Annotated in this window: 6 protein-coding genes; all 6 read left to right on the top strand. The window is 60.6% G+C overall.

Translation table 11 applies throughout. The annotated features are described in order from the left end of the window. The first annotated feature begins 5 nt into the window (after positions 1-5). Positions 6-2,435: a VCBS domain-containing protein gene (locus FJ936_RS11900; protein ID WP_281405468.1), complete on the top strand. Its 2,430-nt coding sequence runs from the start codon at positions 6-8 to the stop codon at positions 2,433-2,435. 67 nt (positions 2,436-2,502) lie between these two features. After that, a complete protein-coding gene (locus tag FJ936_RS11895) occupies positions 2,503-2,871 on the top strand; it encodes a hypothetical protein (RefSeq protein ID WP_140791920.1) in 369 nt (122 codons plus the stop codon). A gap of 27 nt (positions 2,872-2,898) precedes the next feature. Continuing rightward, positions 2,899-4,101, top strand: coding sequence for an ABC transporter substrate-binding protein (locus FJ936_RS11890; RefSeq protein ID WP_141906590.1), 1,203 nt, complete (start codon positions 2,899-2,901; stop codon positions 4,099-4,101). Then, a complete protein-coding gene (locus tag FJ936_RS11885; protein WP_246680455.1) occupies positions 4,016-4,810 on the top strand; it encodes a thermonuclease family protein in 795 nt (264 codons plus the stop codon). The genes FJ936_RS11890 and FJ936_RS11885 overlap by 86 nt, the downstream gene beginning before the upstream one ends. 120 nt (positions 4,811-4,930) lie before the next feature. Beyond that, positions 4,931-5,710 carry a GGDEF domain-containing protein gene (locus tag FJ936_RS11880; protein ID WP_246680454.1) on the top strand — a complete coding sequence of 260 codons (780 nt, stop codon included), beginning with the start codon at positions 4,931-4,933 and terminating at the stop codon, positions 5,708-5,710. Positions 5,711-5,846: 136 nt separating this feature from the next. After that, positions 5,847-6,305, top strand: a complete 459-nt coding sequence (locus tag FJ936_RS11875) for a VanZ family protein (RefSeq protein WP_246680453.1) — start codon at positions 5,847-5,849, stop codon at positions 6,303-6,305. Positions 6,306-6,420: the final 115 nt, after the last annotated feature.

Genomic DNA, 6,420 nt, shown 5'->3' with positions numbered 1-6,420 from the left:
TCGCGCTGACCGTCAACGGGGTCGGCGGCACAACCGCCAGCGACAATCTCGTCGTCCATGTCGTCGACGACGTGCCGGCTGCGGTCAATGACGGTCCTTACACGGTCGTCGAGGACGGCGCCGGGGCGGCCAACACGCCGCCGACGAGCACGGTCTCGGGCGATGTGCTTGCCAACGACGTCTCGGGCGCCGATACGCCCAAGAGCTTCGTGGCCTGGTCGGGCGCCGACGCCGCCACCATCGCCACCCTCAACACCTATGGCACGCTGACCCAGAACGCCAACGGCACGTGGTCCTATGTGCTCGACAACAGCAAGGCCGCCACCCAGGCGCTGACCTCGGCCAGCAATCTGAGCTACACGCTGCACTACACGATGCAGGATGCCGACGGCGACACCTCGCCGGCGACGCTGACCATCAACATCACCGGCGCCAACGACAGCGCCTCGGTGGTGACGGCCTCGGCCCAGGGCGCCGACAACACCGTCTTCGAGGCCGGCCTCAACCCGAACGGCTCGAACGCGGCGGCCAACAGCGAGACCAGCACCGGATCCTTCACCATCTCGGCCACCGACGGCATCCACGACATCGTCATCGGCGGCACCAGCTTCACGCTGGCCCAGATCCAGGGCTTCAACGGTACCCAAACCGTCAACACCGGCGAAGGCATCCTGACGCTGACCGGCTATACCGGCGACGCCCATTCGGGCACCGTCGCCTACAGCTATACGCTGACCGCCACCATCGACAATGACAGCAAGGTGCCGACCGGCAACGACAGCATCGACGCCACCGGCTTCAACGACAGCGTCGCGCTGACCGTCAACGGGGTCGGCGGCACAACCGCCAGCGACAATCTCGTCGTCCATGTCGTCGACGACGTGCCGACCTTGGGCGCCTTCATGCCTGGAACAATTCCGAACGAGATTGGATCGGTCAACGGCACGTTTGCATTGGTAGCAGGCGCCGATGGCATCCATCATTTCAACATAACTGGACCGGCCATCGCAGGGATCAGCTACAGCACTACAATCCAGGCTGACGGCACTACCGTATTGCTGGCTGAAACCTCCACCGGGACCGATATCTACTCCCTGGCCGTTCACCCTGACGGCAATTACTCATTTTCACTTATCACGCCCGACGCGGCAACAACGATAACTCAGACACTCAGTGGGCTATCGCCTGGTGGTCCAACACCTTTCCTGGAAACTCCAAACGGCTTGATCGAGTTCACAGGTACAGGCAATGGTGTCAATTCATCGACACAGGGCTTCGGCGTCTCCGATCAATTTGTCGAAAATGCTGAGACCTTCACTATGGAGTTTCACACTTCCGCTACGGCGGGCAACGACGCACCGACGCTAAATCCGAAATTTGTTGGCAGTCTCGATTTCAACGTGAACAACGGCTCTGGCTCTGTCCATTGGACGGCAACCAATTCGGTTACCAACCAGACACAGAATGGAACCGCGACAGTGGTCGGCGGACACCTCGTGATCGATCCCGCTATCGATTTCAACCTAATTTCCATAACCGGTGATCCGGGTGCAAAAATGAGGTTGTCTGCCGTTGATATTTCCCAGACGATATTGCCATCCGACACGAGTTTCCATTTCCAGGTCAGTGCGGTCGACGGCGACGGTGACGTCAGTACAACTCAATCCTTAGACATTCATCAGGTGGCCGGGAGCGGAGACGGGTCCTTCACCCTCCCTGGGTTCACGGGCACGGTAAATGACGTGATAGCCGGAAGCACGCTTACCGACACGATCTCGGGCGGAGCCGGATCGGACATTGCCGACTACACCGGCAGCCTGTTGGCTGTTTCGATAAACCTCGCGGATGACGGACATGCAAATCCGGCGGCTTTTTCGACAAATCCGGCGGATGCGACGATCGGCGGCGGCGATGCCACCGGAGATACGCTAACGAGCATCGAGGGATTGATCGGCGGTTCGGGCAACGATTACTTGTTCGGGAATGCCGGAGACAACTATCTCGCAGGTGGCCTCGGCAACGATACCCTTAAGGGAGAAGGGGGCAATGACACTCTTATCGGCGGAGCAGGCAACGACGTGCTCGTCGGCGGTCCAGGCCAGGATATCCTGACCGGCGGCGCAGGTACGGACACGTTCAAGCTTGAGAATCTCGATATCAAGGATCTCATTACCGACTACAGCGGCGTCGGCGGGCATGGCGACGTAATAGACCTTACGTCGTTGTTCGACACGGCGCCCGGCGGGGCCAATGTCGGCGACTTCGTGAACTACAATTCGGCAACAAACACGCTGAGCGTTGACGCCAACGGCCTGACCGGCGGCGCCAATTTCGTCGAAGTGGCACAGCTGACCAACACGCCCGTAACCAACACGATCACGCTGCTCTACGACGACGGCACCGCGACGCATACGACAACCGCAAATCTGGTCTGACGCCATGGCGCGCGGCGAGATCATCATGCTATATATTAGAAATCGGTTTTTTAAGGATACGGGGGACATCATAATGAGTTCAAGGTTGCTGATTTCGGCCACGGCGCTGTTCCTGGCTGGATCGACCGGCTTTGCCGCCGACATCATCGAGGGACCTGTGGCCGATTATTGCCGCACCGTTGGAACCTCTAATCTGGTGCTGACCGACAACACAGTCGACCTCACGAAACAGGTCGTCAAGCTGATGGACGAGTCGGTTGCCGTCGCCAACAGCCCGGAATGGATCAACTCATCCCGGCCGGTCTTCGTCTGGGCATCGGAAGCCAAGGTCGCCTGCGGCATGGCTTACGGCTACCTGAAGACCAACTACAAGGACGAAGACACGCTCAATAAATGCGAGTGTTTTCACGACCGCATGGTCGAGTACATGAACTGACCGCAAGAGCGAAAGCGCTGGCAGAAAATGGAATCTGACCGGCAGGTTCACCGCCTGCGGACATGGGTGGTCGCTTGCGCGATGGCGCTATCGCTGCTCGGCTGCCAATCCAAAGGCTCGGTGTCGGACGCGCTCGACCCCGCTGCCATCCAGGTCGCCAATCAGCCGGCTGCTGTTGTTGCTGTGGCAAACGCAAGCCAGGCGACGCAGTCCCTCGGCACGGGACCCACGAAAGTCGCCATGCTGCTGCCGCTGTCCGCTTCCGGATCAGCGGGCGAAAACGGCAAAAAGATGCTCGACGCCGCCAAGCTCGCCATGACGGACCTCGGTAATCCCCTGCTGACGCTTACCGTCGAGGACACAAGGGGAGACGCGGCTTACTCCCAGCAACTGGCGGTAAAGGCCATAACTTCGGGAGCGAAAGTGGTCATCGGTCCGACCGAACTGCCGGCGGCGCAGCATGTCGCCAAACTGTCGGGCTCGAACCGGCCGGTGGTTCTGGCTCTCGCGGACAATTTTGCCGGCGGCCCGGGCGTCTATGCGGTATGCCTTGGCGAGGCGGACAGCGCCGCGGCGGGCGCCGGCGCAATCGCGGCCAAGGGCGGCAAGAAATTCGTCCTGCTGGTGCCAGCGGGCGCGGGTGCCGATATTGCCGAAAAACGGGTCGCCAACAGCCTCAGCGTGTACGGCGCCGCACTTGCGATCACCATCCCCTACACGAGCGCCGACAGCGCGGCAAAGGCGGTCGCGGACATGGGCTCGCTGGTTGACGCCCCCGACGCCGTGATCGTCGCCAGCGGCGACAGCAATCCATCGCCAATCCTGATCGCCCTGAAGGCAAAAGGCATCCCTGGAAAATCAACCTCCGTGGTTGGCACGAACCGCTGGCTGGAGCACCCGACCAGTCCGCTTTTCGAAGGCGCCTATATCGCGACGCTCGACCAACATGAAACAGGCCCCATTTCGGATCGTTTCAAGGCAAGCTTCAATTACCAGGCCGACGTCAATGTCGCTTATGCCTATGATATGGTCGCCCTTACTGCGGGGATCGCGAGCGCTGCCGGACCCAATGGCTTCAACAGGCAGGTTTTCGAGAACCCGAATGGCTTTCGCGGATCGACCGGCTTGTTCAGGTTCCGCGCGGATGGATCCAGCGAACGCTCAATGCCGTTTTACCGGATTGAAAAAGGTGCGCTCAAACTGGTTGCCAAATCGACGTCCAGCTTCTAGCGAATTGGGCGCGGGCGGCCCGATGGGACATCGGGGGCGCGTTCGCATGATGATCGCGCTCGCAGGCATCGAGCTTCTCATCGGTATCCTGCTGCTGGTCAAGGCAGCGACCCTGTTCCCCGTCGAACGAAGCCTCACCGACCCAGCCCCTGACGTCGGCGATGACGTCGCGCGACATCCGGCTCGATCGATCGTCAACTCAGCCCGCAAGATTGCCGAGGATCTCATCGCACCGCCGCAGATCGAGGGATCGGAGATGGAGCGGGTGGAACCTCGTTTGCCGCTTGGCGACCTCGGCCTCGCATCACGCCCCAAGTCATGGATGCCCAGGGATTGGCGGGAAACATTGCTTTACGATCCAGTGGCCACGTCGTCGGCTGGTTTCGACTCCATGGGGCGGAAACTGTTCATCAGTGGAACCCAGGGCGTCCAGACCGACAGGGTCTGCCTGTTTCACGAGAGCGCGTGGCCATGCGGACAGCGGGCCTACGCGGCTTTCAACAACTGGATGCGCGGGCGAGCGCTGAACTGCTTCGTGCCTCCGGTGGTCGACCGCTTCCCTGTCGCGGCGACATGCAGGCTGGGCAAACAGGATGTCGGCGCCTGGCTGGTATCGAATGGCTGGGCGCTGGCCTTGCCGAGCGGCATCTATGGCAAGGCCGAAGCAACAGCCAGGGCGGCGGAGATGGGAATCTTCAGCCCGCCATAGGCGACAGCACCGGATTCGCCACAAAGGGCAGCATCCTCCGTTCAGAAGCTTGGCGATCTAACCAACGTGTCAAATTGTATTGTTCTTCGAAACCGAAATCGTAACTTGCCGGTCTTATGCTTGGCGATCGAACGGAGATCGACGATGAGCAATGCAGCAGCTGATGTCCCGGTCCATCATGAATGGAAGACCATTGCCTGGCTGGCATTTCTTGGAACCGTCGGCAGCCTGTGCGTGTCCCTCGTCCTGAACTATCTGCTGTTGTTCAGCGAGGCGCTGACGCCTTTCGGGCGCGGCATGATCACGGCAACACTTTTGCCTGTGGTGATCTGCCTGCCGCTGTTTGTGTTCATAGGCCTGAAACTGGCCGAGATCCGTCGCTATCGGCGGGAACTCAACCGGGCCGCGACCTTCGATACGCTGACCGGTTGCCTGAACGGGAGGGTCTTCACGTCGCTGATCGAGAGACGGGCGATCAGGTCTTCCCCGCAGGGCGAGCGATCGGGCGCCTTTCTGGTCATTCATCCTGAACACCTGAACGCCATCAACTTGCGCTTCGGCCTGAACTGGGGCGACGAGGCCTTGCGCCTGATCGCTTCAACCATCCGGTCTTGCGTGCGCTCGCAAGACGTCGTCGGCCGCATAGGTGCCTCCATGTTCGGTGTGTTCCTTCCCGGAACGAGCGAGGCCGAAGCAAGGACGGTTGGCGAGCGTATCCGTGCCACTGTCTCGCAGGTCTATTTCGCCCCTCAGGGAGCCGAGGAGATCCTGGCCGTGTCCGTCGGGGGCGTGGTTTTCGAGCAGGACCTGGACTTTGAGGACATGTTCCGGCCTGCCGAAGAGAGCTTGTCGGGCAAAGGCGGTTTTGGACTGTCGCGTATTCAACGCGCTTCAATCTAACGAGCCGGCACCATTCTATCGCCAATAGGCGGAAGGCGTGCGCCCTGCCGGCAAATGGGCGGGCACGCCTTGGGATCCCCTCGTGATCGCGAGACGGGCTCGTTGCTTTTCGAAGCCGGCTTATGCAATCGTGGCCATGGACGCCAGCCTGCCGCTTGCACCCGGCATGCCACCTGACCAAGATCTCCGGACCCGACCTCGATGGCTGGTGTATCGACGGAACAGAATGAAATTTTACTCAGCCGCCGAGCGGATTGCCTTTATCGCCACGCTCATTGCGGTCTTGGTGCTCGCGTTGCTGCCGATATCTCGCCTCGACGAATTCGGCATCGATATCGGCTTCCACTACGACAAGGCCAACCATGCGAGCGCCTTCGCGATCCTGGCGTTTCTGGGAAGTCTGGGCTGGCCTGGCCGCAAGACGAGGCTGATCATCTTCCTCGCCCTGGTTGGAGCCGCGATCGAAATCCTCCAGGGCACGTCGCTGATAGAGCGTGATCTCGACGTGTTCGATTGGATCGCCGATTGCGTCGGCATGGCTTGCGGACTTCTGGCGGCAATCTGCGCGAACTGGATTTCGCGACGCGTGCATTGAGATAGCCAATTCAGCAAGTTGCCGCTGAAGGTGAAGGTCTACCGCGAACTGCGCGATCGCGAGCGGGATCGTCGTGTGCCTGTGCTGAAAATGGGCCCGCTCTATTTCCTCTGGG

The sequence above is a fragment of the Mesorhizobium sp. B2-4-13 genome (assembly GCF_006658535.1).
In the GTDB taxonomy this organism is placed as follows: Bacteria; Pseudomonadota; Alphaproteobacteria; order Rhizobiales; family Rhizobiaceae; genus Mesorhizobium; species Mesorhizobium australicum.
This window is presented reverse-complemented; position numbering and strand designations above follow the sequence as displayed.

Excerpts from the sequence above, each read along its gene's own strand:
- FJ936_RS11890 (WP_141906590.1), top strand. The coding sequence starts at position 2,899 with ATGGAATCTGACCGGCAGGTTCACCGCCTGCGGACATGGGTGGTCGCT.
- FJ936_RS11885 (WP_246680455.1), top strand. The coding sequence starts at position 4,016 with ATGGATCCAGCGAACGCTCAATGCCGTTTTACCGGATTGAAAAAGGTG.
- FJ936_RS11875 (WP_246680453.1), top strand. The coding sequence starts at position 5,847 with ATGGACGCCAGCCTGCCGCTTGCACCCGGCATGCCACCTGACCAAGAT.